This is a genomic window from Nonomuraea wenchangensis (genome assembly GCF_900111685.1).
Classification (GTDB): Bacteria; Actinomycetota; Actinomycetes; order Streptosporangiales; family Streptosporangiaceae; genus Nonomuraea; species Nonomuraea wenchangensis.
Window position 1 is genome coordinate 56,285 of record NZ_FOHX01000026.1, and the last position, 22,763, is coordinate 79,047.

25 protein-coding genes are annotated in these 22,763 nt (G+C 72.6%); 13 read left to right on the forward strand and 12 right to left on the reverse strand.

From position 1 onward, the window contains the following. Positions 1–106 precede the first annotated feature (106 nt). Positions 107–391 carry a hypothetical protein gene (locus BMW85_RS45160; RefSeq protein WP_091093854.1) on the reverse strand — a complete coding sequence of 95 codons (285 nt, stop codon included), beginning with the start codon at positions 389–391 and terminating at the stop codon, positions 107–109. 274 nt (positions 392–665) lie between these two features. Between BMW85_RS45160 and BMW85_RS45165 the strand changes: the two genes are divergently transcribed. From BMW85_RS45165 to BMW85_RS45190, 6 genes are all read left to right on the forward strand, one after another. Further along, positions 666–2,216 (forward strand): NsdA family TPR-like regulatory protein, encoded by a 1,551-nt coding sequence (locus BMW85_RS45165; protein WP_091093855.1) that lies wholly within the window; start codon positions 666–668, stop codon positions 2,214–2,216. Continuing rightward, positions 2,213–2,716, forward strand: coding sequence for a GNAT family N-acetyltransferase (locus BMW85_RS45170; protein WP_091093857.1), 504 nt, complete (start codon positions 2,213–2,215; stop codon positions 2,714–2,716). Before BMW85_RS45165 ends, BMW85_RS45170 begins: the two co-directional genes overlap by 4 nt. A 317-nt stretch (positions 2,717–3,033) precedes the next feature. Further along, positions 3,034–4,290, forward strand: a complete 1,257-nt coding sequence (locus BMW85_RS45175; RefSeq protein WP_177241214.1) for a DMT family transporter — start codon at positions 3,034–3,036, stop codon at positions 4,288–4,290. Positions 4,291–4,490: 200 nt separating this feature from the next. Further along, positions 4,491–6,200: a tetratricopeptide repeat protein gene (locus BMW85_RS45180; RefSeq protein ID WP_245775467.1), complete on the forward strand. Its 1,710-nt coding sequence runs from the start codon at positions 4,491–4,493 to the stop codon at positions 6,198–6,200. An 85-nt stretch (positions 6,201–6,285) separates the two neighbouring features. After that, entirely contained in the window at positions 6,286–7,251 is a 966-nt protein-coding gene (locus BMW85_RS45185; protein WP_091093860.1) for a YbgA family protein, read from the forward strand. A gap of 14 nt (positions 7,252–7,265) precedes the next feature. Next, positions 7,266–7,712, forward strand: a complete 447-nt coding sequence (locus BMW85_RS45190) for an NUDIX domain-containing protein (RefSeq protein ID WP_091093862.1) — start codon at positions 7,266–7,268, stop codon at positions 7,710–7,712. Here the strand turns inward: BMW85_RS45190 and BMW85_RS45195 are convergent. Continuing rightward, complete coding sequence (locus BMW85_RS45195) at positions 7,693–8,496, reverse strand: hypothetical protein (protein WP_091093863.1); 804 nt, start codon at positions 8,494–8,496, stop codon at positions 7,693–7,695. The genes BMW85_RS45190 and BMW85_RS45195 overlap by 20 nt on opposite strands. Before the next feature lie 17 nt (positions 8,497–8,513). Continuing rightward, a complete protein-coding gene (locus BMW85_RS45200) occupies positions 8,514–9,140 on the reverse strand; it encodes a TetR/AcrR family transcriptional regulator (protein WP_177241215.1) in 627 nt (208 codons plus the stop codon). A gap of 86 nt (positions 9,141–9,226) precedes the next feature. Here BMW85_RS45200 and BMW85_RS45205 point away from each other — a divergent pair, with 86 nt between their 5' ends. Further along, the gene (locus tag BMW85_RS45205) at positions 9,227–10,150 is read left to right on the forward strand and encodes a zinc-binding dehydrogenase (RefSeq protein WP_091093865.1); all 924 of its coding nucleotides are present in this window, start codon (positions 9,227–9,229) and stop codon (positions 10,148–10,150) included. A gap of 23 nt (positions 10,151–10,173) precedes the next feature. On the opposite strand, the gene BMW85_RS50120 is transcribed toward BMW85_RS45205, so the two are convergent. The 3 genes from BMW85_RS50120 to BMW85_RS45220 are packed head-to-tail and all read right to left on the reverse strand — an operon-like array spanning position 10,174 to position 12,245. Beyond that, a complete protein-coding gene (locus tag BMW85_RS50120) occupies positions 10,174–10,626 on the reverse strand; it encodes a hypothetical protein (protein WP_177241216.1) in 453 nt (150 codons plus the stop codon). A gap of 39 nt (positions 10,627–10,665) precedes the next feature. Then, a complete protein-coding gene (locus BMW85_RS45215) occupies positions 10,666–11,301 on the reverse strand; it encodes a DUF47 domain-containing protein (RefSeq protein WP_091093869.1) in 636 nt (211 codons plus the stop codon). Continuing rightward, positions 11,298–12,245: an inorganic phosphate transporter gene (locus tag BMW85_RS45220; protein ID WP_245775468.1), complete on the reverse strand. Its 948-nt coding sequence runs from the start codon at positions 12,243–12,245 to the stop codon at positions 11,298–11,300. Before BMW85_RS45220 ends, BMW85_RS45215 begins: the two co-directional genes overlap by 4 nt. A gap of 185 nt (positions 12,246–12,430) precedes the next feature. Between BMW85_RS45220 and purU the strand changes: the two genes are divergently transcribed. Beyond that, positions 12,431–13,285: a formyltetrahydrofolate deformylase gene (gene purU, locus BMW85_RS45225; RefSeq protein WP_091093872.1), complete on the forward strand. Its 855-nt coding sequence runs from the start codon at positions 12,431–12,433 to the stop codon at positions 13,283–13,285. Positions 13,286–13,312: 27 nt separating this feature from the next. On the opposite strand, the gene BMW85_RS45230 is transcribed toward purU, so the two are convergent. From BMW85_RS45230 to BMW85_RS45240, 3 genes are read right to left on the reverse strand one after another with little or no spacing between them, the layout of a single operon-like run. Next, positions 13,313–13,660: a VOC family protein gene (locus tag BMW85_RS45230; protein ID WP_091093883.1), complete on the reverse strand. Its 348-nt coding sequence runs from the start codon at positions 13,658–13,660 to the stop codon at positions 13,313–13,315. A gap of 4 nt (positions 13,661–13,664) precedes the next feature. Further along, positions 13,665–14,456: a helix-turn-helix domain-containing protein gene (locus BMW85_RS45235; RefSeq protein WP_091093886.1), complete on the reverse strand. Its 792-nt coding sequence runs from the start codon at positions 14,454–14,456 to the stop codon at positions 13,665–13,667. 10 nt (positions 14,457–14,466) lie between these two features. Continuing rightward, the gene (locus BMW85_RS45240; RefSeq protein WP_091093887.1) at positions 14,467–16,524 is read right to left on the reverse strand and encodes a prolyl oligopeptidase family serine peptidase; all 2,058 of its coding nucleotides are present in this window, start codon (positions 16,522–16,524) and stop codon (positions 14,467–14,469) included. A 279-nt stretch (positions 16,525–16,803) separates the two neighbouring features. On the opposite strand from BMW85_RS45240, the gene BMW85_RS45245 reads away from it, so the two are divergent. The 3 genes from BMW85_RS45245 to BMW85_RS45255 are packed head-to-tail and all read left to right on the forward strand — an operon-like array spanning position 16,804 to position 18,373. Beyond that, positions 16,804–17,313: an HNH endonuclease gene (locus tag BMW85_RS45245; RefSeq protein WP_091093888.1), complete on the forward strand. Its 510-nt coding sequence runs from the start codon at positions 16,804–16,806 to the stop codon at positions 17,311–17,313. Between the two features lie 46 nt (positions 17,314–17,359). Then, positions 17,360–18,157, forward strand: coding sequence for a GNAT family N-acetyltransferase (locus BMW85_RS45250; RefSeq protein WP_091093890.1), 798 nt, complete (start codon positions 17,360–17,362; stop codon positions 18,155–18,157). A 3-nt stretch (positions 18,158–18,160) separates the two neighbouring features. After that, a complete protein-coding gene (locus BMW85_RS45255; protein ID WP_091093892.1) occupies positions 18,161–18,373 on the forward strand; it encodes an FmdB family zinc ribbon protein in 213 nt (70 codons plus the stop codon). Positions 18,374–18,423: 50 nt separating this feature from the next. Here the strand turns inward: BMW85_RS45255 and BMW85_RS45260 are convergent, their stop codons facing one another. The 3 genes from BMW85_RS45260 to BMW85_RS45270 form a co-directional block, all read right to left on the reverse strand. Continuing rightward, positions 18,424–18,912, reverse strand: a complete 489-nt coding sequence (locus BMW85_RS45260) for a WYL domain-containing protein (RefSeq protein WP_091093893.1) — start codon at positions 18,910–18,912, stop codon at positions 18,424–18,426. Positions 18,913–19,041: 129 nt separating this feature from the next. Further along, positions 19,042–20,880, reverse strand: a complete 1,839-nt coding sequence (ilvD, locus tag BMW85_RS45265) for a dihydroxy-acid dehydratase (RefSeq protein WP_091093895.1) — start codon at positions 20,878–20,880, stop codon at positions 19,042–19,044. Between the two features lie 163 nt (positions 20,881–21,043). Next, positions 21,044–21,871 (reverse strand): nuclease-related domain-containing protein, encoded by an 828-nt coding sequence (locus BMW85_RS45270; RefSeq protein ID WP_091093896.1) that lies wholly within the window; start codon positions 21,869–21,871, stop codon positions 21,044–21,046. 203 nt (positions 21,872–22,074) lie between these two features. Between BMW85_RS45270 and BMW85_RS45275 the strand changes: the two genes are divergently transcribed. Continuing rightward, positions 22,075–22,365: a hypothetical protein gene (locus tag BMW85_RS45275; RefSeq protein WP_091093898.1), complete on the forward strand. Its 291-nt coding sequence runs from the start codon at positions 22,075–22,077 to the stop codon at positions 22,363–22,365. A 21-nt stretch (positions 22,366–22,386) separates the two neighbouring features. Continuing rightward, positions 22,387–22,752: a DUF5130 family protein gene (locus tag BMW85_RS45280; protein ID WP_091093900.1), complete on the forward strand. Its 366-nt coding sequence runs from the start codon at positions 22,387–22,389 to the stop codon at positions 22,750–22,752. The last annotated feature ends 11 nt before the right edge of the window (positions 22,753–22,763 follow it).

The window sequence follows — 22,763 nt, forward strand, 5'->3', positions numbered from 1 at the left end:
CGCCGTCGATCGGAGCCCTCCGCACCGGTCACCCCGCCGGCTCCGAGGAGCCGCCGTGGCCGCGGTGAGCCGTGATGGCCGCGTTCCATCCGGATCACCGCCGTCATCACTCGCCCACGGCGGCGAGCACTCGGGCGACCTTCGTCGCCGCACCGGCCGGGTCGTCCGCCGTGTGCATCCGCTCGCCCCAGGACCAGCAGTACCACCAGTCCGGCATGTCGGATACGGTGGCCGACCGGCAGGTCACGTTCTCGGTCAGGCTCGTCGCCTTCGGGTTGATCACCCGTACGAACTGCCGGCCGCCCTGGGTCCGGATCACTCGGGCGAGCAACCCGCGGGCGCCGAGCTCCTTGACCAGACGCTCAAGCCGCTCGTAGTCGTCGTCCCCCACCGTTCGTCCTCCCTAGGAATCGCTGCTGGTGGGCCAAAGATGGCTCAAGTCGGCGGCGGGCGCAACGAGCCGAACGCGGCTACGGGGAGTTGCTTCTCCCTCATGGGATGTAAGAAACAGCACCAGGGAGGACGATCCTTAACCGTAGTCTTGTCGCGGAGCGTTTCCATCCAGTCTCCGTTGCTTCATAGTCATGGGTAGGCGCGCTGCGACTTGATGACTATGATCAGTCATCAGTTGCGGACCGGTCGAGACTTGCGTGAGAGGGGCCGGGATGTCCGGCAGGCAGCACAGGGAGACGGAGATCGCGCGGCGCATCCGGGCCAAGGGCCTGGCCGCGGGGCGCACGTCCGCCCAGATCGCCGACGAGATCCACGAAGCATGCGCGTCGCAGTTCAGCACGAGCCGGATCAAGGCGCACCGCCTGGCACACGGCATCGCGCTGGCCGACGTGATCGAGCAGGTCAGGGCTCTGTTCGATCGAGATCAGAAACCAGCGCCGGGCATCGGCGAGACGCTGCTGTCCGCGTACGAGAGCGGACTCAAACGTCCCGGGCCCGAATACCTCCACTACCTCTGCACGGTCTACCGCGTCGAGCCCTCCTCGCTCGGGTTCGACGCGCCGTGCATCTGCGGGCACGGCCACCGCGTGCTCGGCCCCGGGGGAGGCGAGCCCATCCCCCGGCCGCTGACACTGGCCGAGCGCGATCTGGTGCTCCATCCGATGGTGATCGACCCGGAGACCGAGGAGGACGAGAACATCCTCCGCCGCACGCTCTTAAACCTGCTCAACACCGACACGGACCTCTCGGAGCAGCTCGACGGCCCGGTGCTCGGCGCGTGCGAGGGCATCAGGCGCCGCATGGACGAGACGCTCGTGTCGGCCACCGTCTCCGCCCAGATGCTCGACCAGTGGGAGGAGGCGACGGTCAGTTTCGGCCGCCAATACACCACGACGGCCCCGCTGCGGCTGCTGTGCGACGTGCTGCTGGAGCTGAGCGCGGTGCGCACGGCGATGTCCCGCCGCCAGCCCATCGACCTGACGGAGCGGTTGTGCCGGATGGCCGCCCAGCTCTCCGGGCTGAGCGGCATGATCCTCATCAACCTCGGCGACCACCGCCTGGCCCGCGCGTTCTTCCGCACCGGGCGGGTGGCGGCCGACGAGACCGGCGACCGCGCGCTGCGGGCCTGGATCTGCGCCCGCGAGTCCCTCGTCCCCCTCTACTTCGGCGACGCCCGCGAGGCCCTCCACCTCGCGAAGAAGAGCCGCGACCTGGCCGGCAACACCCCGTGCGTGGCCCAGGCCATGGCCCCGGTCGTCGAGGCCAGGGCGCTCGCCATGATGTCGGGCATCGACAGCAAGAAGGAGATCGTCGACCAGGCCAAGCGGGCGCTCGCGCGGGCCAGGAACGCCTTCACCCACATGCAGGAGGGGGACAAGGAGGACCTCGCCTTCGGCTACACCGAGAAGCAGCTCTACTTCTACCAAGGCGACGTGCTCACCAAGCTCGGCCAGACGCTGGAGGCCGAGGTGGTGCTCGACCAGGCGCTCAGCGCCTACGAGGACCACATACTCGACCAGACGCTGATCCGGCTGGACCAGGCGCAGTGCCGGCTGATCGACGGCGACGTCGCCGAGGCGGTGTCCGTCGCGACCAAGGCGCTCCACCTGGTGGGCAACGAATATCTGACCGACTTCATCGTGCGCCCGGCCACGGCGCTGGAGCAGGCGATCGTGGCCCAGGACCCGCACGCCCCCGGGCTGGAGGAGTTCAGGGCCGCGCTGCGGCGTCCGAGGGCGAAGCTGAAAGGGGGCGGTGCGTGAAGCTGACGATTCGGCGCTATCGCTGGTCCGATCTCGACACCATTCTCGCGCTCCACCAGATCTGCCTCGCCCAGGTGGGCCTGTTCCCCGGCGACGGCGTCTACTACGACGACGACTTCCCCCGCATCCAGGAGCTCTACCTGGCCTGCGGAGGTGACTTCCTCGTCGGGGAGACCGGCGGGCGGGTCATCGCGATGGGCGGGCTGAGACCCGTCGACACCGGCACGGCCGAGGTCTGCCGGTTGCGCGTCCATCCCGAGTTCCAGCGGCGCGGCTTCGGCGCGGCCATGCTGCGCGCGCTCGAACAGCGCGCGGCGGAGCTCGGGTTCCGCCGCGTCCGAGGAGACACCACGCTCAACCAGGGCGCGGCGCTGTCCCTCTACCGGCGTCAGGGTTGGCAAGAGCTGTCCAGGGAACGCGTGGGCGACCTGACCGTCGTCTACGGCGAGAAACGCCTGGAGCCTCCCGCGGTCCTCGACGCGGCGTCCGGCGCGCTCTAGCGCGGCCCGGTCGCGTTTCCCCCTCCTGAGGCCATCCCCCTCCGGCCTCGTCCGGCGTGACCGCTCCGCCGATCCTCCCGAATTTTCGCCTTGTTGCGGACAGGACCCCGCCATTTCCGTGAAACGGGATAAGTGAGGAGATGAGGCGACCTCCGGTGCGGGCGAGGTAGGGATGTACGAACCCGCGGGTGAGTGTCTTCACTCCAAGTGGTAGAGGAACCTGCCTGGCTCGCTGCCTGTACATCTGTGGCTGCAAATAGTAGTGAGATGCTTCTGACATGGCAGGCGTGCCCGCTCCCCGACCCCTCCTGGGAGCCGTGCTTCTGTTGTTCGTCAGCGCCGCTTGGGGGTCGGCGTTCCCGCTGATGAAGGACCTCATCCATCGGTTACCGGTCGAGGACCTCCTCGCCGAGCGCTATCTGCTCGCTGCGCTGACGCTCCTCCTGATCCGGCCGCGCTGCCTTCGGGGGCTGCCGCGCGAGACGTGGATCAACGGAGTGATCCTGGGCATCATGTTCGGCGTCGGGCAGACCGCGCAGGCCGTGGCGCTGCACGGGCTGCCGTCGGCGGTGTCGGGGTTCGCCGTGGGGTGCAGCGTGGTGATCACGCCCATCCTGGCGCTCCTGATCCACAAGGCCCGGGTGCAGACCCGCATCTGGTACGGAGTCGTCTTCGCGCTCGCCGGGATGACCGCGTTCACGCTGATGCGCGGGGTCGAGGAGCACGAGATCTCGCTGATCGCACTCGCGGCCACCCTCGCCGCGGCGGCGCTCTACTCCGGCCACACGCTCATGCTCGGGCAGATCTCCAAGCATCGGGTCTTCCAGCCGTACGCGCTGACCGCGATCCAGCTCGCCACCATCGGGCTGACCACGGGCGTCGCCGGCGCCAGGGACGGCATCACGCTCCCGTCGAGCGGGCCCGACTGGCTGCTGCTGGCGCACCTGTCGGTGGTGTCGTGCGCGCTGGGGTTCCTCGCCCGCTCGTACGGCCAGGCGCACGTGCCGGCCATCCCGAGCGCCGTCCTCATGTCGTCGCAGCCCGTCTTCGTCGCCCTCATCGCGGTGATCTGGTTCCACGAGCAGGTCGGCTGGAGCATGGTGGTGGGCGGCGGGCTCATGGCGGCCGCGATGCTGCTCGCCGTCCCCGCGCGCGCCACAGCGGACAAGCGGGCCGACGCGCCGGAGCGGGCCGACGCGCCGGACAAGCGGCGTGGGCCGGGCCGCCGCGAGCTGCTCGACCTGTCCCGCAGGGCCGCGAGGGTGCTGAGCGACCTCCGCGTCAAGCGCGATGAGTCACCGCCCCCCTGTGCCGGGCCGACGCCGATCATCGCCAAGAGCGCCTGCGTGGACACCGCCTCCTGCCCCTGGCACACCCGGTCGCTCAAGGGCGGTGGCGAGCCCAGCCTCGAACGCCTCATCGAGCGCGCCACCCTCATCGTGCGCGCCAGGAGCCTCCCCGGCCCCGGCTGCTGCCGATCGGTCACGCTGCTGGGCCGCTGCCTGTGCGAGCTGATGGAAGAATCCGAACGCAGGCGCATGGAGTCGAGTCCCCGGTGGTTCGGCACCAAATAGGTTAGAGAAACCAGTCAAAAGGCAACTACTTCTTATCCCCGCCCCTCCGGCTTATTCACCGCGAACCTTGATATTCGTGGGGTTGCCCTACTGATAGGGCATCACCCCCCGCGAGTGGAGAGGCACGTCATGAAACGCATCGTCGTCCGCAAGCCTGGACCCGTGAGGCTGGCCGGGACCTCCAGCGTCATCCACAAGGGGTGACCGAGGGCGGGTCCCACCTCAAGGTCGAGGGTCCACCGCCCGAGAGCTGGCGGGCCGCGCGGCTGCTGAGGCCGATGATCGACGCGCACCGGCGGGCGCGCGGCCCCTACACCGTGGCGGCGGCGCTGCTGCGCCGGCTGGTGCCGGAGACCCTCGACCGCTCGGCGGAGCTGGTGGCGGCCCACGACATCGAGATCCGGGCGGCGGCTCCCGAGCTCGCCGAGCTGGTCCCGGCCCGGCGGGTGACGATCGACGCCGGGCTGAGCGACGACGAGCGCATCCTCGTGCCCGCGCCGCGCCGCACGCTGCGGCTGGCCAACGGTCTCGCCGAGTTCGTCCGCGACGCCGTGCCGCCAGGACGGGCGCTGGCCGTGTGCAACCTCGCCGAGGCCGACCCCACCGACCTCGAACTGCTCGACGTCCTGGCCCGCCGCGTACCGCCCGGCACGCTCACCCTCCTCCTCTGCACCGGCGGCCCGGAGCCCCCTCCCGACACGCGGGACGCCGCCGCGCTCTGGGCCGTCGTGGACCGCTCCATGCGCGAGGGCTTCCTGCACACCGTCGCCGAGCTGGGGGAGCGCGGCCTCGCCAAAACCGAGCCGGGCGGCGCCTCGTGGTGGCGTTTCGCGCAGCGCACCGCGACCGCGCTCGGCGGGCTCGGCCGCACCGCCGAGGCGCGGGCGCTCTGGGACCGGGTGCGCGAGGTCAGCCAGGACCCGAAGATGCACGCGGCGGCGGCGTACGGCACCGCCATGCTGGACGCCCGCCACCCCGACCCCGCCCGCCGCGACCTCGGCCGCGCCCAGCGCTGGATCAACCTGGCCATCGCCGTCTCCTCCCTCCTGCCCGACCCCGCCGAACGGGCCTTCAAGCTCGGCTTCGACCGCAACGGCCTGGCCCTGATCGAGCTGCGCAGGCAGCGGCCCGAGGCCGCGCTGGCGCTGGTGGAGTCGGCCATCGAGCTGGCCCGCGAGCTGGGGGAGCGGCATCCGCTGCACCGCATGGTGCTGCTGGCCAACCGGGCCCAGCTCCTCGCCGCGCTCGGCCGCGACAAGGAGGCCCTGGACGACTACGGGGCCGCCATCGCCCTCGACCCCGCCTTCCCCGACCACTACCTGGACCGCGGCAACCTGCTGCTCAGGCTCGGGCAGCACGAGGAGGCGCTGGCCGACTACGAGCGGGCCATGCGGGCCGGGCCGCCGCTGCCGGAGGCGTACTACAACCGGGCCGAGCTGCGCGTGACGCGCGGCGACACCGCGGGCGCGCTCGCCGACCTCGCCCGGGTCATCGAGCTCGACCCCGGCCACCTGGACGCCCGCATCAACCGGGCCGGGCTGCTGGCCGCCTGGGGCCGCGACGAGGAGGCCGCGGCCGACGTGGCCGCCGGGCTAGCCCTCGCGCCGGGCAACCCGCACCTGCTGACCGTGCTGGGGCAGCTGGAGACGTCGGCGGGCCGGTTCGCCACGGCCGCGGCGGCGCTGGACGAGGCCGTGTCGGCCGCGCCCGGCCTGGCGGCGGCGTGGGGGAACCGCGGAGTGCTGCGGTACGCGACCGGCGACCTCGAAGGCGCGGTCGAGGACCTGAGCCGGGCCATCGACCTCCAGCCCCAGCCCGACCTGTTCGGCAACCGCGCGGTCGCGCTGCGCGCCCTGGGCCGTACCGCCGAGGCCGAGGCCGACGAGCGGCGCGCCGGCGCGTTCTCCTGAGCCCTCGCAGCAGTACGGGCGGCCTTGCGACTGATCTCCCCGGCCTTGGTTGCCCGCGCTCGCCCGCACGGGATTGGATGGAAAGATGATCACGGGCAGGACGGACGCGCGACCGCGGGTGGCGGTGTCGAGCTGCCTGCTGGGCGAGCTGGTCAGATACAACGGAGGCCACAGCCGCGACCGCTTCCTCACCGACGCGCTCGACCCGTACGTCGACTGGGTCCGCATCTGCCCCGAGATGGAGGCGGGCCTCGGCACGCCCCGCGAGACCCTGCGGCTGGAGGCAGCCGACGACGGCCCCCGGCTGATGACCCGCACCACCCACGCCGACCTGACCGACCGGATGCGCGCGCTCGCCGCCGAGCGGGCCGCCACGCTCGACGTCGACGGGTACGTCTTCAAGGCCAAGAGCCCCACCTGCGGCATCCACGGCGTGCCCGTCCACCGCGCCGACGGGATGCCGGCCGACCGGCGCAACCGGGGCCTGTTCGCCGAGACGATCATCGCGACCCATCCGCTGCTGCCCGTCGAGGACGAGGGCCGCCTGCACGACGCGCTGCTGCGCGAGAGCTTCGTGGAGCGGGTGTTCGCGCACGCCCGGCTGCGGGCGCTGCTCGCCGGCGACTGGCGGCCACGTGACCTGGTCGCCTTCCACGCCCGGCACAAGATGCAGCTCCTCGCCCACGACCCGCTCCGCTACCGGCAGGCCGGGCGGGTGGTCGCCGAGGCGGGCGTCCGGCCTCATGAGGAGGTGGCCGCCGCCTACGCCGCGATCTTCCGCGAGGCGCTGGCGAGCAAGGCCACGCTGGGCAGGAACGTCAACGTGCTGCAGCACGCCATGGGCATGCTCGCCCTCGACCCGACCCGGCGCGCCGACCTGGTCGAGGTGATCGAGTCGTACCGGGCCGGCCTGGTGCCGCTGAGCGTCCCGACGACGCTGCTGCGCCATCACGCGCGGGGCGAGGCGGCCGAGTACGTCCGCGACCAGACCTACTTCTCGCCCTACCCGGACGACCTGCGGTTGCGCAACCACGTGCCGGCTCCCGGGTAGCTAGCCTCGGTGGGATGGAGCACGTGAGCGCCCGCCCCGCCGCCCGCGTCGTCTGCCTCGACGGCGACGGCCGGGTCCTGCTGCTGCACTGGTACGACCGCGTCGCCCACGCCGACGTGTGGGAGCCGCCCGGGGGCGGCATCGACCCGGGAGAGACGGCCCTCGACGCCGCCCGGCGCGAGCTGACCGAGGAGACCGGTTTGCCCGGCTCGGCGGTGCTCGACCGGCGGGTCGAGGTGGCCCGCGACTTCTTCTGGCTGGGCGTCCGCTACGTCAAGGACGAGTCGTTCTACCTTGCCAGGTTCGCCGGGGCCCGGCCGGTGGTCAGGCCGGACGGGCTGACGCAGGAGGAGCGGGAGGCGTACCTCGGATACATCTGGGCCGAGGAGCTGCCCGTCCTGGGGCTGGAGCCGCCGGGCCTGGCGGAGGTCGTCCGCCGCCTCACCGACCCGGGACGGTAGCCCGGCGGGGCTTCGCGCCGCCCAGCTCGGTCAGCGTCGTCGCCATCAGCTCGCGCAGCAGCGCGCCGGACAGCTGGTCGTGCACCTGCTCCACCGGCAGGCCCTTGCCCACCCGCTTGCGGTAGTCCTCGCGGGCGGCGGGGTCGGGGAAGGGCAGCGCGGTCATGCCGACGACGACGCTCACCCGGGTGCCGCCGCGCGGCAGCAGGGCGACGGCGTGGGTGCGCAGGCAGGTCTCGTCGGGGGCGCCGTACCAGCCGCACTTGATCGCCGCCTCGGCCGAGCCGAGCGCCTCCCGGATCCCGAACGTCTGCTCGCCCTCCACCTGCCGCATCCATTCGAGCACCTCGGCGGCCACCGGGTCGCCGGCCGCGGCGGACTGGGCGAGCACCGCGTACGCGGTCGCGACCTCCTCGGCGGCGACCTCGACCGAGCCGAAGCGCGAGGGGTCGCCGTTGGGCGGGGCCCAGGACACGCCGGTGCGCTCGCGCAGGTCGTCGAGGATGACGCCCGGCCCGACGCCGAGCCACAGGTTGAGCGTGTCGGAGTTGGAGGAGACCACGACCGCGGGCTCGGCGTGCCGGCGCCAGCGCTCCCGGTCGGGGATGCGGTCCGCGGCCACCCACGCGTAGAGGGGTTTCAGCAGCGACGCGCAGCGCAGCCGGGTGAAGCCGGCGCACGCGGACACCGTGCGGGGCGGCGGCCCGCCGTAGCCGCGCCGGATCCCGGCGGCCTGGGCCGCGGCGCTTGGGTCAAGGTCGTCGAGCAGGTCGTTGAACGCCACGCACCCCACCGTAGACCCTAGGGGCGCTCTCCCCAGCGGCCTTCGTACCACTCGGCGCCCGGTGGATCGCCGGGCAGCGGGGTGCGGCCCGGGGCGCGCAGGCCGTCGAGCGCGATGGCGAGCAGCCGCCGCCTGACGTGCTCGTGCACGGGGTCGGGCGGGCCGGGCGCGGGGCGGCTGAACTGCTCGATGAGCAGCGGGAGGTCGAGGGTGGTCACGTCCTGCCTGAGCACGCCGGCCGCGTGCGCCCGCGCGACGAGCCGGCCGGCCAGCTCGGTGGCGCGCTGCGAGGCGCGCCACATCTCGGGGGTGACCTCGATGGTGCCCGCGACGGGGGCGAGCGCGCCGGAGCGCAGGTCCACGCAGGCGCGTACGTACGCCTCCAGGCCGGACCAGGGGTCGTCGTCGGCCAGGGCCGTCTCGGCGGCCTCGGCGACGCGTTCCATGGCGATGAGGCACAGCCGCTGGAGCAGCTCCTCCTTGGTGCGGTAGCGGCGGTAGAGGCTGCCCATGCCCACGCCCGCCTGCCGGGCGATCGCCGAGACCGGCGCGTCGAACCCCTGCGTGGTGAACACCTCGTGGGCCGCCCGCAGCAGGCGCAGATCGTTGCGCGCCGCCTCGGCCTGCCTGCCGCGTCCGGACATGGGGACCACGATAGCCGAATTGCGGAGCGCTGCGCTCCGATATAGATTTCGGAGCGTAGCGCTCCGAATAACGGAAAGGCTGGGACATGCGCGCGGTGGTCCTGAGGCGGTACGGCGGGCCGGAGGAACTGGTCGCCGAGGAGGTGCCGGACCCGGTCGCCGGGCCCGGGCAGGTGCTGGTGCGGGTCGCGGTGGCGGGCGTGACGTTCGTGGAGACGCAGGTGCGCGCCGACCGGGGCCCCCGGCGGGCCGAGCTGCCCGTCGTCCTCGGCAACGGGGTGGCGGGCACCGTGCTCGCGGTGGGGGAGGGCGTGGACCAGGCGCTGACCGGCACGCTCGTCGTCACCACCCTCGGCGGCCAGGGCGGCTACGCGGAGCTGGCGGTGGCCCGCGCCGCGGACGTCATCCCCGTGCCCGAGGGGCTGTCACCCGAGCACGCCGTCGCGCTGCTGGCCGACGGGCGCACCGCGCTCGGCCTGGTGAGCGCCGCCGCCCCGGCGCCGGGGGAGTGGGTGCTCGTGGAGGCCGCGGGCGGCGGCGTGGGCAGCCTGCTCGTGCAGCTCGCGAGCGCCGCGGGGGCGCGCGTGGTGGCGGCGGGATCCGCCGCCAAGCGTGAGCTGGCCGCGAGCCTGGGTGCCGAGCTGACCGTGGACTACACGCGGCCGGGCTGGACCGCCGAGGTGCGCGCCGCGACCGGCGGGCTCGACCTCGTCTTCGACGGCGTGGGCGGCGACGTCGGCGCGGCGGCGCAGGGGCTGCTGAAGGACGGTGGCCGGATCAGCGTGTACGGCATGGCCGGCGGCCCCATGACCACCCCCGACCCGCGCGTCAAGGCCGTCGCCTGGCCGGACACGGACCTGCGCGAGCTGTCCAGGGCGGCGCTGGCCGAGGCCGCGGCCGGTCGCCTCCGCCCGGTGATCGGCGCGGTCGTCCCCCTGGAGTCCGCGGCGTCCGCCCACGCGGCCATCGAGGCGAGGACGGTCGTCGGCAAGACCCTGCTGGTGCCCTGACCGGGCTCTCAGACAACGGGCTCTCAGACCGGTGACCTGGCCAGGGCCAGCGCCAGGGCGAGCGGCGGCAGCGCGACCAGCGTCAGCGCCGCCGCCACCCGCCACCCCCGGTGGACCCGCGACTCGGTCACGAACGCCGCCACGGCCCCCGCCACCGCGAACGCCGCCCCGGCCGCCGCCAGATCCGCCCACCGCGACGTCCACGAGGGCAGCGCCTCCCCGGCCAGCCGGAACACCACCAGCGCCCCGGCGGCCACCAGCGCCACCCGCCGCGCGGGCCGTACGTCCACCCGCTCCAGCACCCGTACGGACCCGGCGAGCAGCGCCAGGCTGATCACCACGAGCAGGCCGACGGACGGCGCGAGGCACCCCCAGTCCTCGCAGCCCACGCCGAGCCAGGCGACGCGGACGGTGGCCCACCACAGCACCCCGAGGACGGCGCACACCGCGGCCGCCCGCCCCATTCGCCCCGCCATGACCTCCATGTTCTCATTCAAGGCTGGCAGGCGAGCCGGTCAGCGCTTCATGGCGCCGTCCGCGATGGCGTCCGCCGCCTCGCCGATCGCCACCCCGACGATCTCCAGCCGCCGCACCAGCTCCCGCTCCTTCATCTTCTCCGGGGTCAGCTCGTCGCCGGAGAAGATGCGCGAGATCTCGTACTGGTACATCCGCCGGATCGCCCCGCCCGCCTTCTTCGCCTCCAGCGCGTCCACCTCGACCGCCGATGGGCTCGCGGCCAGGTCGCGTACGGCCTGCTCAAGGGCGTCGATGCCGACGATGACCTGGTCCAGCATGGGCGTGAAGCGGATCTGCTCCGGCACCCGGTACAGATGGGACTCGCGCACGAAGTCCCGCAGCGAGTCCAGCACGTCGTCGATCGAGCGCGACAGCCGGAACAGGTCCTCCCTGTCGATCGGCGTCACCAGGGCGGACTGGAGCTCGTCCACGAGGCGGGCCCGCTCCTCGTCGCCCAGGTGCTCGATGGAGCGCATCCGCTCGTGCGCCCCCGTGCGCCCGACCTCGCCGCCGATCATGGCCATGGCCAGCCAGGCGCCCTCCTTGGTGGCCTCGAGCTGGCCGAGCAGCGCCTCGGTCACCCCGGCGTCCATCCGCCCGGAGATGAGGTCCCTGATCCTCCGCAGCCGCTTCACAACGCTCTCAGTCCTTTCACCGCCAGGGCCAGGACCCATCCCGCCAGCGCGCTGGCCGGCAGGGTCAGCAGCCAGGCCGTCGCGATCTTGATCGCCGCGTACCAGCGCACCCGGCTGCTGCCCCGCGCGACGCCCGCGCCGATCAGGCCGCCCGCGATGGCCTGGGTCATGCTCACCGGCATCCCGACGGCCGCGCAGCCGATGACCGCCAGCCCCGACGCCAGCTCGGCGGCCACGCCGTGCGCGGGCCTGGAGACGATGATCTCCCGGCTCAGCGTGCGGCCGGCCCTCGGCAGTCCGTAGAGGACGCCGACCCCGAAGAGCACGGCCACCAGCGACGTGTACGCGACCGGCGCGCCACGGAAGCCGATGGCGATCATGAAGAGGGCGAGCATCTTCTGGGCGTCGTTGGCGGCGTAGGCGACGGTCTGCAGCAGGTAGCCCAGCCGGTGCCACCGCCCGAGCCCCCGGGAGCCCACGACCAGCGTGAGCAGCCGGATGATCACCCACGCCAGCAGCCCGCCCGCGATCGGGGCGGCGACGCCGAACGCGAGCACCTGCGCCACCGTCGCCCCCGACACCGGCAGCCCCCAGCCGAGGCCCGCCCCGGTGAGCCCGCCCACGACGGCGAGGGTGAGGCTGGTCGGGCGGCCCTTGACGCTGAGCGTGACGACCACGCCGAGCGCCGCGAGCACGGCCGCCGACGTCGCGATCCGCCCGCCGGGCTGGTCGAAGTGCGCCAGCCGGTCCACGAACGTCAGCGCCACCTGGTAGGACAGCAGCGGCACGGCCGCCACCGTGACGATCAGCCCGAGGACACCGGCCGCCGGCCGCACCGTGGGCAGCTTGAGCCCGGTGGCGAGCAGCGCGCCGCCGTCGTTGATCCCGGACACGATCGCGAACAACGCCGCGACCACGACCAGGACGACGGCGTCCAAAGGCACGTGCTCCACCCCCGTCGGCTCAGGACGATGAGGCGGGACCCGGCCGTGTTATCCAAATCGTCCGTAATGGTGGATAACTACCCCATATTCGATCGCCCAGCGTGTCCCCGGCGACACTCCTCACGCCGGTACGCTCGACGTGACGCCCGATCCACGTCCACGACCCTAAGCGCGAGAGTGACCGCATGACCAGCCCAGCCGAATACATCCTGACGCTCTCCTGCCCCGACCGCCCCGGCGTCGTGGCCGCCGTCTCCGGCCTGCTCGCCCGCCACGGATGCAACATCATCGAGAGCCAGCAGTTCGGCGACCGGGAGGCGGAGCGCTTCTTCATGCGCGTGCAGTTCGCCGGGGAGCCGGCCGAGGACGACATCAAGGCGGCCTTCGCCGCGCTCGCCCCCGACTTCGCCATGGAGTTCACGGTGCGGGACGTCGCGCGCAAGCCACGCGTGCTGATCATGGTCAGCAAGTTCGACCACTGCCTCAACGACCTGCTCTACCGGGTCAAGGCCAGGACGCTCGACATCGACGTGGCCGCCGTCGTCTCCAACCACCCCGACTTGCGCCCGCTCACCCAGTCGCACGGCATCGACTACCACCACCTGCCGGTCACCCCGGAGACCAAGCCCAGGCAGGAGGCCGAGGTGCTGGCCCTGGTCGAGCACTACCAGGTCGACCTCGTGGTGCTCGCCCGCTACATGCAGGTGCTCTCCCAGGACCTCTGCGAGAAGCTGGCCGGACGGGCGATCAACATCCACCACTCGTTCCTGCCGTCGTTCAAGGGCGCCAAGCCCTACCACCAGGCGCACGACCGCGGCGTCAAGCTGATCGGCGCCACCGCCCACTACGTCACCTCCGACCTCGACGAGGGGCCGATCATCGAGCAGGAGGTGGCCAGGGTCAACCACAGTCACTCGCCCGAGGACCTCGTTGCCATCGGGCGCGACGTCGAGTGCGTGACGCTGGCGCGGGCGGTCAAGTGGCACGCCGAGCAGCGGGTCCTGCTCGACGGCCACAAGACGGTGGTGTTCCCGCGCTGAACCCGCGCGGGGTCAGGGCCCTGCCGGTCAGGGACGGTAGGTCCCGAACCACCAGGTGTTGCCCTCGGGGTCCGCGCAGCCGTACTCCCTGGACCCGTACGGCTGGTCCACCAGCGCCATGGTGACCCGGGCCCCCGCCGCCACCGCGCGGTCGTGGTGGGCGTCCACGTCGTCCACCGCGACGTAGATCCCCGGCCCGCCCGGCCGGCCCTGGCCGATCATGACGAGGTCGTCGCCCACCAGCAGCTCGGCGTGGTGGACCACGCCCTCGTCGTTCTTGGACACCTCGTGCGCCCGGAATCCGAACGCCTCCGTCAGGAAGTCGAGCGCCGCCCCGCAGTCCTGGTAGCGGGCGAGCGCGTACACGGTTCGCATGGGCTCAGGATGCCGCCCGGCCGCCCCGGGGTCTTGGAGAAATCTGACCGGGCGTGACGCCGCCGAGCGCCCGGAACTCCCTGTTGAGGTGCGCCTGGTCGTAGAAGCCGCACTCGGCGGCCACCAGCGCCGGAGCCGCGCCCGAGCGCAGCAGCCGCGCCGCCCGCCCGAACCTGATCACCCGGGCCGCCGTCTTCGGCGGCAGCCCCACCTGGTCCTGGAACCGCGCCACCAGGTGCCGGTGGCTCCAGCCGAGCGCGGCGGCGAGCTCGGGCGCGCGGACCCGCCCGCCCGACTCCAGCAGCCGCGCCCACGCCCACGGCACCTCCGGACCCACCTCGGGCCCCTGCCGGAGCCGGGCCAGCAGCAGCCGGTCGGCCAGCGCCAGCCGATCCCGCCAGGACGGCGTGGCGGCCAGCCGCTCCACGGCGGCCTCCGCCCACGGACCCAGCAGCTCGCCGGCCGGCAGGACCCGGTTGGTCAGATGACGCATCGGCAGCCCGTGCAGCCGCCGGGCGCCGAACGGCGTGAGGAACACCTGCACGCCCTCCGTCGGCCCCGCCGTGCGGGTGACGGTGAACCGGTCGCCGAGCCCGCCGGCGAACGCCGTGAGCCGCTGCCCGTCCACCTCCATCGGCGTGCCGAAGGCGAGGATGAGCACGGCCCCGGGCATCGCCGGCTCCGCCCGCGTCACCGGCGCGCCGGGGCGCTCGCGGTAGGCGGTCAGGCGGGTGACGTAGGGGCGCAGGGCAGCGCTGGGGACGGCCTCGACCATGGCCAGCCCCAGCGCGCTCACTCTCCCGACTCTAGAGCCCGGTGTAGGCGGCGAGGAAGGTCAGCGTGTCGGCCGACAGGTCGACCGAGCGGCTGACCGAGCGGGCGCCGTGGCCCACCTCGGTCTCGTTGCGCAGCAGCACCGGCCGGTCGGAGGCCGTCGCGTGCTGCAGCGCCGCGCACATCTTCCAGGCGTGCAGCGGGTGCACCCGGGTGTCGGACTGGAAGACGGTGAACAGCGTCGCCGGGTATGCGACGCCCTCCTTGACGTGGTGATAGGGCGAGTAGCCCCAGAGCCAGCCGAACTGCTCGGGGTCCTCGGCGGAGCCGTACTCGACGTTCCAGGTCGCGCCCAGGCCGAACAGCTCGTACCTGACCATGTCGAGCAGCGGGGCCGAGCAGACCACGGCGGCGTACAGGTCGGGCCGCTGGGTGAGCGCCGCGCCCACGAGCAGGCCGCCGTTGGAGCCTCCGGAGATGCCGAGCTGACCGGCCGTGGTCACCCCGGTGGCGATCAGGTGCTCGGCCGCGGCGTGGAAGTCGTCGAAGACGTTCTGCTTGTTGGCCAGCATGCCGTCGCGGTGCCACTGCTCGCCCTCCTCGCCGCCGCCGCGCAGGTTGGCGATGGCGTAGACGCCGCCAGCCTCCACCCACGCGAGGATCGAGGCGGAGTAGCCGGGGGTCATGGAGATGCCGAAGCCGCCGTAGCCGTAGAGGATCGTCGGGCGGGGGCCGCTCGCCTCGCCGGGCGGCGAGATGACCAGCATCCGGACGTCGGTGCCGTCCGCGGAGCGGTAGACGACCTGCTCGGTGCGTACGTCCGGCACCTCGACGGCGCCCGGCGAGGCCGCCCACAGCGTGGTCTCGCCGGTGCGGGCGTCGTAGCGCTGGATGGTGGGCGGGGTGGTGTTGTCGGTGTAGCCGAACCAGGCCTCGTGGCCGCCCTCGGGGCGCTCGGCGATCCCGCCGATCGAGCCCAGGCCGGGCGTGGGCACCTCGCCGAGGCGCTCGCCGGTCTCCAGGTCGTGCAGGCTGATCTCGCTGATCGCGTGGCGGGTCCAGCCCACCAGCAGCACCGGGCGCTCCAGGTCGTCGAGGATGGCGAAGTCGTTGAGCACCGCCTCGGGGTCCTCGGGGATCAGGTCGCGCCAGGTGTCGTAGCCGGGCTCGGCCGGGTCGGTGACGCACACCCGGCCGCGGGAGGCGTCGCGGTCGGTGTGGACGTACAGCCGGCCGTCGCGGCCGAAGACCAGCCCCACCTGCGCGTCCACGCCCTCCTGGACGACCCTGAGGTCGGGGCGGTCTGCCGGGGAGGCCGTCAGGTCGGCCACCCAGAGGTCGTTGCGCGGCGCGGTGCCCTCGTGCGCCGAGACCTGCAGCCAGCGGCCGTCGCGGGAGACCCCGACGCCGTAGTAGTTGGTCATCTTCAGCCCCTGGCCGAAGATCATGACGTCGTCCTCCGTGGAGGTGCCGACGCGGTGCAGGTAGACGCGGCGGTGGAACTGGCTCTCGTTCTCCGGCACCTCGGTGCTCGGCAGCCGGCGTACGTAGTAGAACGCCTCGCCGCCGGGCAGCCAGGCGACGGGGGAGTAGCGGCAGCGGTCGATCGGCCCCTCGACCCGGACACCCGTCGCCACGTCCATGATGTAGAGGACGGACTCCTCGTTGCCGCCCACCGAGAGCTGGTAGGCCAGCAGTCGCCCTTCCTTGTCGGGCTGGACGGCGTCGAGCGTGGTCAGCCCGGACGGGTCGATGGCCATCGGGTCGATCAGCGCCCGCTCGGTGCCGTCGGCCTCGACGACGTAGTAGACCGCGTGCTCCTGGTCGGGCGTGCGGCGGCTGAAGAAGTAGCGCTCGCCGCGCCAGGCGGGCACGCCGACCGAACCGGACCGCAGCAGCTCGGCGATGCGGCTCTTGAACCGTTGCGGGCCCCTGCTCCGGCTGAACAGCTCGCCCTGCGCGAGCAGCCACCCCTTCGTCTCTGGACTGTCGGGATCCTCCAGCCATCGATAAGGGTCCGGCACGGGCGTTCCGTGCAGTTCGTCGATGATGTCTTCGCGGCGCGCGGTCGGGTACGGCTCTCGGGTCATGCAGGGAACCCTACTGCCACGGAGCAGGCGTAAAACGCAGGTGAAGCGGGCATAAAACGTACCGTGCGTCCCTTTGGTCAGTCCGGTGAGTGGTTATGGGGTGGCGGGGACAGCGCGGCTAACGCCAGACTTGCTGACAGGACGGTGCCGTGGTGACCATCCGCTGGGCCGTCCGGCGGAGGTCCACGTGACGGAAGCACGAGTGCCCCAGGAGGGGCCGATAGCCGGGACATGCCACGGCATGTCCCCTCTCATACGCAAGCAGCGGGGAGCGGCCCGATGACGCGCCAGGTCCTGCTGCTGAACGCCACTTACGAGCCGCTCACCACCCTCTCCCTGCACCGCGCCGTCGTGCTGGTGCTCCGGGGGAAGGCCGACGTCGTGCACCGCGACGGCAGGGGCGCCGTGCTGCGCTCCGCCAGCTGCACGCTCGACGTGCCCTCGGTGATCAGGCTCCGCAGATATGTCCGCATCCCCTACCGGTCGCGCATCCCCCTGACCAGGGCGGCGCTCATGCGCCGTGACAACTACCGCTGCGCCTACTGCGGCCAGCGGGCCGAGACCATCGACCACGTAATCCCGCGCTCGCGGGGCGGCACGCACACGTGGGAGAACTGCGTGGCGTCCTGCACCCCCTGCAACCACAGCAAGGCCGACAAATACCTGGAAGAGCTGGGGTGGACGCTCCGCGTCCTCCCGGCGGTGCCGCGCGGGGCACACTGGCGGCTGATCGGCGCCTCCCTCGTCGGCGACCCCCAATGGGCGCCCTACCTGGAGGCGGCGGCCTGACCGCCTGCTTTGTCCGGGCAGGCCGGTGCCTGGCACCATGCCAGGCATGTGGACCTTCACCTCGGACCCCGAGGAGTACGCCGCGGTCGCCGAGCCCTTCCTGCTCGGCGACCCGGTGGGCAACACCGTCCCGCTGACCGTGCTGGCCGACCTGCGCGCGGGCACGCCGGCGAAGGACCCGCGGTTCGGCTGGTGGACGGTGGACGGGCAGGTGCGCGGGGCGGCCTTCCGTACGCCGCCCTATCCGATCGGGCTCGCCGTCATGCCGGTGGAGGCGGTCGCGCCCCTGGTCGAGGCGCTCGGCAGGAGCATCCCCGCGATGGTCGGCCGGGTCGAGCTGACCGACGAGGTCGTCCGCCTGATGGGGCCGCCCGCGCGGACCGTCGCCGAGCGGCTCTACCGGCTCGGCACACTGAGCGTCCCCGAGGTGCCGGGGCGGGGCAGGCTCGCCGCGCCCGCCGACTTCCCGCTGCTGGTGAGCTGGTACCACGCGTTCGGCGAGGAGGCCGGGCTCGGCGAGGGCGACCCGGCCGAGCGAGTGGCCCAGCGGCTGACCAGGCGCGAGCTGTTCGTGTGGGAGGACGGCGGCGCGCCGGTCGCCCTCGCGGCGCTGTCGCAGGCGGCGGGCGGGGTCTGCCGGGTCGGGCCGGTCTACACGCCGCCCTCGCGCCGCCGTCGCGGCTACGGCTCCGCGATCACCGCCCACGTCAGCCAGGCCGCACTCGCGGAGCGGGGCGAGGAGGTCGTGCTCTTCACCGACCTGGCCAACCCCACCAGCAACGCCATCTACCAGGCCATCGGGTACGAGCCCGTGTCCGACTACGCGCACATCACCTACGCTTAGGCCATGCCCCGTTACGACTTCCGCTGCCGCGCGTGCGGCTCCACGTTCGAGGTGTCCCGCCCGATGTCGGCCTCCGACGCGCCGGCGGCCTGCCCCGAGGGCCACGAGGACACGGTCAAGCTGCTGTCCACCGTCGCCATGACCGGCGGCGCCGCCGCACCCCGCCCCAGCGGTGGTGGCGGCGGCTGCTGCGGCGGGGGCTGCTGCTCCTCCTGACCCCGCCGGGTGTCAGGCCGGGGCGGCGGTGAGCCGGCCGCCCCGGAGTCCTACGCCGCTCCGGCCCTGACCCGCTTGCGGCGCTGGAACGGCAGGAACCGGTCGGCCAGATGCGGCCGCGCAGGCGTGAGCGTGGGCTCGACCGCGAGGATGCGGTCGAACCGGAAGGCCCTGATCCCGCGGCGCATCCGGCACACGCCGACGAGATACCAGTATTCGCGGTGCACCAGGCAGGTCACCGGCTCGACGTCGCGGACGGTGACGTTGCCCCCGGCGTCGCGATAGTGCAGGCGGATCATGAGCCGGCTGGTGATGGCGTCGGCCATCAGCCTGGCCCGGGAGGCGATCTCCAGGGGCAGCGGCTCGGTCAGGGTGGTGAGCGTGGCGGCGATGACGTCGTCGTCGAGCTCCAGGTGCTGGAGCGCGTGCTGCAGGCCGCGCCGGGCGGTGACGGCCTGGGGCCCCGCGCCGAGGTGGGCGAGGGAGAGTGCGAGGGCGGCGATCTCGGCGGTCGTCAGCGGGCGAGTATCGTGCTTCACGACTGTCGTCATACCCAAAGAATACGGACCGCGACCGACATTTTTCGAAAACCTGTCCGGAAGGACAGGTGCCGGAAAGCGCCGGAGCGGCGGAGGGAAACCCCGCCGCCGCCGCCCCGGGAAGCCGCGCTACTTCGACAGTTGTGACAGGTCCCGCGAGGCCCCCGTCGAGGCGGAGGTCGTCATCGCGGCGTAGGCCTGCAACGCCACGCTCACCGGCCGGTTGCGCTCGCGCGGCCGGTAGCCGCCCAGGTCGGCCAGCAGCCGCTCGCGCCGCGCCGCCAGCTCCGCCTCGGGGACCCGCAGCTCCATCGACCGGCCGGGGATGTCGATCTCGATGAGGTCGCCGTCCTCGACCAGCGCGATCGTGCCGCCCTCGGCCGCCTCGGGGGAGGCGTGGCCGATGGACAGGCCCGAGGTGCCGCCGGAGAAGCGGCCGTCGGTGACCAGCGCGCACGCCTTGCCGAGGCCCTTGCCCTTGAGGAACGAGGTCGGGTAGAGCATCTCCTGCATGCCGGGACCGCCCTTGGGGCCCTCGTAGCGGATGACGACGACGTCGCCCTCCTTGACCCGCCCGCCGAGGATGCCCTCGACGGCCTCCTCCTGCGACTCGAACACCACCGCCGGGCCGCTGAAACGCCAGATCGACTCGTCAACCCCGGCGGTCTTCACCACGGCGCCGTCGCGCGAGATGTTGCCGTAGAGCACCGCGAGGCCGCCGTCGGCGGTGTAGGCGTGCTCCAGGTCGCGGATGCAGCCCTCGGCCCGGTCGAGGTCGAGGTCGTCCCAGCGGTTGCCCTGGGAGTACGCCTTGACCGTGCGCACGTTGCCGGGCGCGGCGTGCCAGAGCTCGACGGCCTCCGGCCGGACGGCGGGCGACTTGACGTCCCAGCCGGCCAGCAGGTCGGCCAGCGTGCCGCCGTTGACCGTGGGCACGTCGCGGTGCAGCAGCCCGGCTCGGTCGAGCTCGCCCAGGATGGCGGGGATGCCGCCGGCCCGGTGGACGTCCTCGACATGGTATTTGCTGGTCGCCGGGGCGACCTTGCACAGGCACGGCACCCGCAGCGAGATCTCGTTGATCTCCTTGAGGCCGAAGTCGACCTCGGCCTCACGGGCCGCGGCCAGGATGTGCAGGATCGTGTTGGTGGAGCCGCCCATGGCGACGTCGAGCGCCATGGCGTTCTCGAACGCCTCGCGGGTGGCGATCGAGCGCGGCAGCACCGACTCGTCGCCCTCCTCGTAGTAGCGGCGGGTGATCTCGACCAGCGCGCGGCCGGCGTCCTCGAAGAGCTGCTTGCGCGCCTTGTGCGTGGCCAGGGTGGTGCCGTTGCCGGGCAGCGCCAGGCCCATCGCCTCGGTCAGGCAGTTCATGGAGTTGGCGGTGAACATGCCGGAGCACGAGCCGCAGGTCGGGCAGGCGCTCTCCTCCATCTCCAGCAGCTCCTCGTCGGAGACCGACGCGTCGGCGGAGGCGATCATCGGGTCGATGAGGTCGAGCTTGCGGCCCGGGGTCTTGCCGGCCTCCATCGGGCCGCCGGAGACGAAGACCGTCGGGATGTTGAGCCGGAAGGCGGCGAGCAGCATGCCCGGCGTGATCTTGTCACAGTTGGAGACGCAGATGAGCGCGTCCGCGCAGTGGGCGTTGACCATGTATTCGACCGCGTCGGCGATCAGCTCGCGGGACGGCAGCGAGTAGAGCATGCCGCCGTGGCCCATCGCGATGCCGTCGTCGACCGCGATCGTGTTGAACTCGCGGGGGATGGCGCCCGCCTCGCGCACCGCGCCGGCGACGACGTCGCCGACCTCGCGCAGGTGCACGTGACCGGGGACGAACTGCGTGAAGCTGTTGGCAATGGCCACGATCGGCTTGCCGAAATCGCTCCCGGCTACGCCGGTCGCCCGGAGCAGGGCCCGGGCACCGACCATGTTCCTGCCGTGGGTGACCGTACGTGACCTGAGGGCGGGCATCGCGCTTCTCCCATCGCTGTCGAGTCTTCACATCGTACGGCCACCGCCCGGTTGCTGAGACAAACGTCCACGCCTCGGACGAGGCGACGACCCGGCGGGAGAGCGCGCGAAAGCGCCGCACGCCCGCCCGAATGAGGCGGCGTGCGGCGCTACCGGTCGTCCGTCAGCCCTCGCCGTAGCGGGGCGGCAGCACCTTGCCGGCGATCTCGAAGATCTTCTCGATCTCGGCGTCGGTCAGCGCCCGCTCCCGCTTGGTGATCCACTTACGGGCCCGGTCGCCCTGGTAGACGTCCACGCCCCGGATCGTCATGATCTTCCACGGCACGGGCGGCCCGTAGATCGCGAGCGAGGGCACGACAGGCACCTCGCGCCCGAACGCCGCGCTGATCAGCTCGCTCGCCCTCGACGCCTCGAACTTGGCGTGGGTCAGCCGCTCCTTCTGGTCGAACGGCCCGTGGTAGAGCTTCTTGGCCATCTGCACGCGGACCGGAAGGCGTTTGTCCCACTTCTCGGAGTCGACGGCGTAGACGCCGGTCGGGCCGACCACGAGGTGGTCGATCTGCTGCTCGGTGTCGGGGATCGCGCGGGCGTGCAACGTGCGGTAGCCCAGGCGTTCCAGCTTGCGTAGTTGTGCCTCGGTGCGCCGCTCCGCCACGGAGGCGCGCCGCCACGCGGGCACGGACGAGTTGGAACGTGCCCGGTAGGCCGCCTCCAGAATGGCCGCGACCACGCCCGCGGTCACGCCGATGCGCCAGTCCTGCGCCAGGAAACCCACCACGATCGCCGCGGCGACGCCCACCAGCAGGCGCGTGCGCAGCCGGCGGAAACGCGGTTGTGCCAGCAGATCGCGCACGGACGCGCGTGGCACGGGCGCGTACGTGGAGGTGGGCGCCGATGGCGTCGAGGCGGCGGTCTGCTCGCTCTCCGGCCGGTCGCTCACCCAGATCGGTGACGCGTTGTGACCGTCTTCTCGCTGGTTGTCGGTGTCCACGTGACTCACCGTAGCCCGGAAATCTTGCCGAATCCTAGTGTTGCCCTGTCCATAGTTTTATGGCCCAGCTCATCGTGTTCCACGCCCGTTTTCGGGGTATTAACTATGTTCTTCTCTAGAGATGTGCACGGCTCTCCCATGATCATAACTCCCGCCCGCGCCCGGGTCTGGCCGGACTCGCGCACGAGGTCTACGTTCGTGGTGTGAACAGCGCGGCAGAGATCCTGCTTTACCTCTTCGGGGTGTCCTTGGGGCTGTTCGTACTGATCAGCCTGCTGGTGATGGTGCCTGGTCGCGGCGCCCAGCGGCGCGCGGAGGCGGGGCCGGTGTGGCTCGGCGGGCCGTCCCGCAGCGAGCGCGGCGTGAGCACGTCGGGGCTCGTCCTCGCCGACCGGGTGGCGCACTGGGCGGAGGTCCCCGAGAACGACTGGGTGGCCGCGGCCGAGACGGCGGAGCCGAGCCGGCACGTCGGCGGCGCCTCCGCCGGGTGGTGAGGTGACGATGGGAGCACCGGGATGAGCGCACTGACCAGCGCCCAGGCCGACGACCTCCGCCAGGCCCTGCGCATCGCCGAACGGCGGAGCGGGCTGCGCTTCGGCCTCTTCCTCGGCGAGCCCGCCGCCGGCGGCCGGCGGCACTTCGCCGAACGCCTGCACGCCGCGCTCGGCGCGGAGGCCGCCCACGCGGTGGTGGTGCTGGTGGACCCGCGCGGGCGCGGCATCGAGATCGTCACCGGCGAGAGCGCCCGCCCTCGCCTCACCGACGCCGCCTGCCGGCTGACCGCGATGTCCATGGCGACGGCCTTCAGCGCCGGCGACCTCATCGGCGGCCTGCTCTACGGCGTCAACGCCCTCGGCGAGCAGGCGACCGCCCGCCGCTGACGCGGCGCGAG

Coding starts and splice junctions, on each gene's coding strand:
- BMW85_RS45165 (WP_091093855.1), top strand. CDS start 666: ATGTCCGGCAGGCAGCACAGGGAGACGGAGATCGCGCGGCGCATCCGG.
- BMW85_RS45185 (WP_091093860.1), top strand. CDS start 6,286: ATGATCACGGGCAGGACGGACGCGCGACCGCGGGTGGCGGTGTCGAGC.
- BMW85_RS45190 (WP_091093862.1), top strand. CDS start 7,266: ATGGAGCACGTGAGCGCCCGCCCCGCCGCCCGCGTCGTCTGCCTCGAC.
- BMW85_RS45200 (WP_177241215.1), bottom strand. CDS start 9,140: ATGTCCGGACGCGGCAGGCAGGCCGAGGCGGCGCGCAACGATCTGCGC.
- BMW85_RS45205 (WP_091093865.1), top strand. CDS start 9,227: ATGCGCGCGGTGGTCCTGAGGCGGTACGGCGGGCCGGAGGAACTGGTC.
- BMW85_RS50120 (WP_177241216.1), bottom strand. CDS start 10,626: ATGGCGGGGCGAATGGGGCGGGCGGCCGCGGTGTGCGCCGTCCTCGGG.
- purU (WP_091093872.1), top strand. CDS start 12,431: ATGACCAGCCCAGCCGAATACATCCTGACGCTCTCCTGCCCCGACCGC.
- BMW85_RS45230 (WP_091093883.1), bottom strand. CDS start 13,660: ATGCGAACCGTGTACGCGCTCGCCCGCTACCAGGACTGCGGGGCGGCG.
- BMW85_RS45240 (WP_091093887.1), bottom strand. CDS start 16,524: ATGACCCGAGAGCCGTACCCGACCGCGCGCCGCGAAGACATCATCGAC.
- BMW85_RS45245 (WP_091093888.1), top strand. CDS start 16,804: ATGACGCGCCAGGTCCTGCTGCTGAACGCCACTTACGAGCCGCTCACC.
- BMW85_RS45250 (WP_091093890.1), top strand. CDS start 17,360: ATGTGGACCTTCACCTCGGACCCCGAGGAGTACGCCGCGGTCGCCGAG.
- BMW85_RS45255 (WP_091093892.1), top strand. CDS start 18,161: ATGCCCCGTTACGACTTCCGCTGCCGCGCGTGCGGCTCCACGTTCGAG.
- ilvD (WP_091093895.1), bottom strand. CDS start 20,880: ATGCCCGCCCTCAGGTCACGTACGGTCACCCACGGCAGGAACATGGTC.
- BMW85_RS45280 (WP_091093900.1), top strand. CDS start 22,387: ATGAGCGCACTGACCAGCGCCCAGGCCGACGACCTCCGCCAGGCCCTG.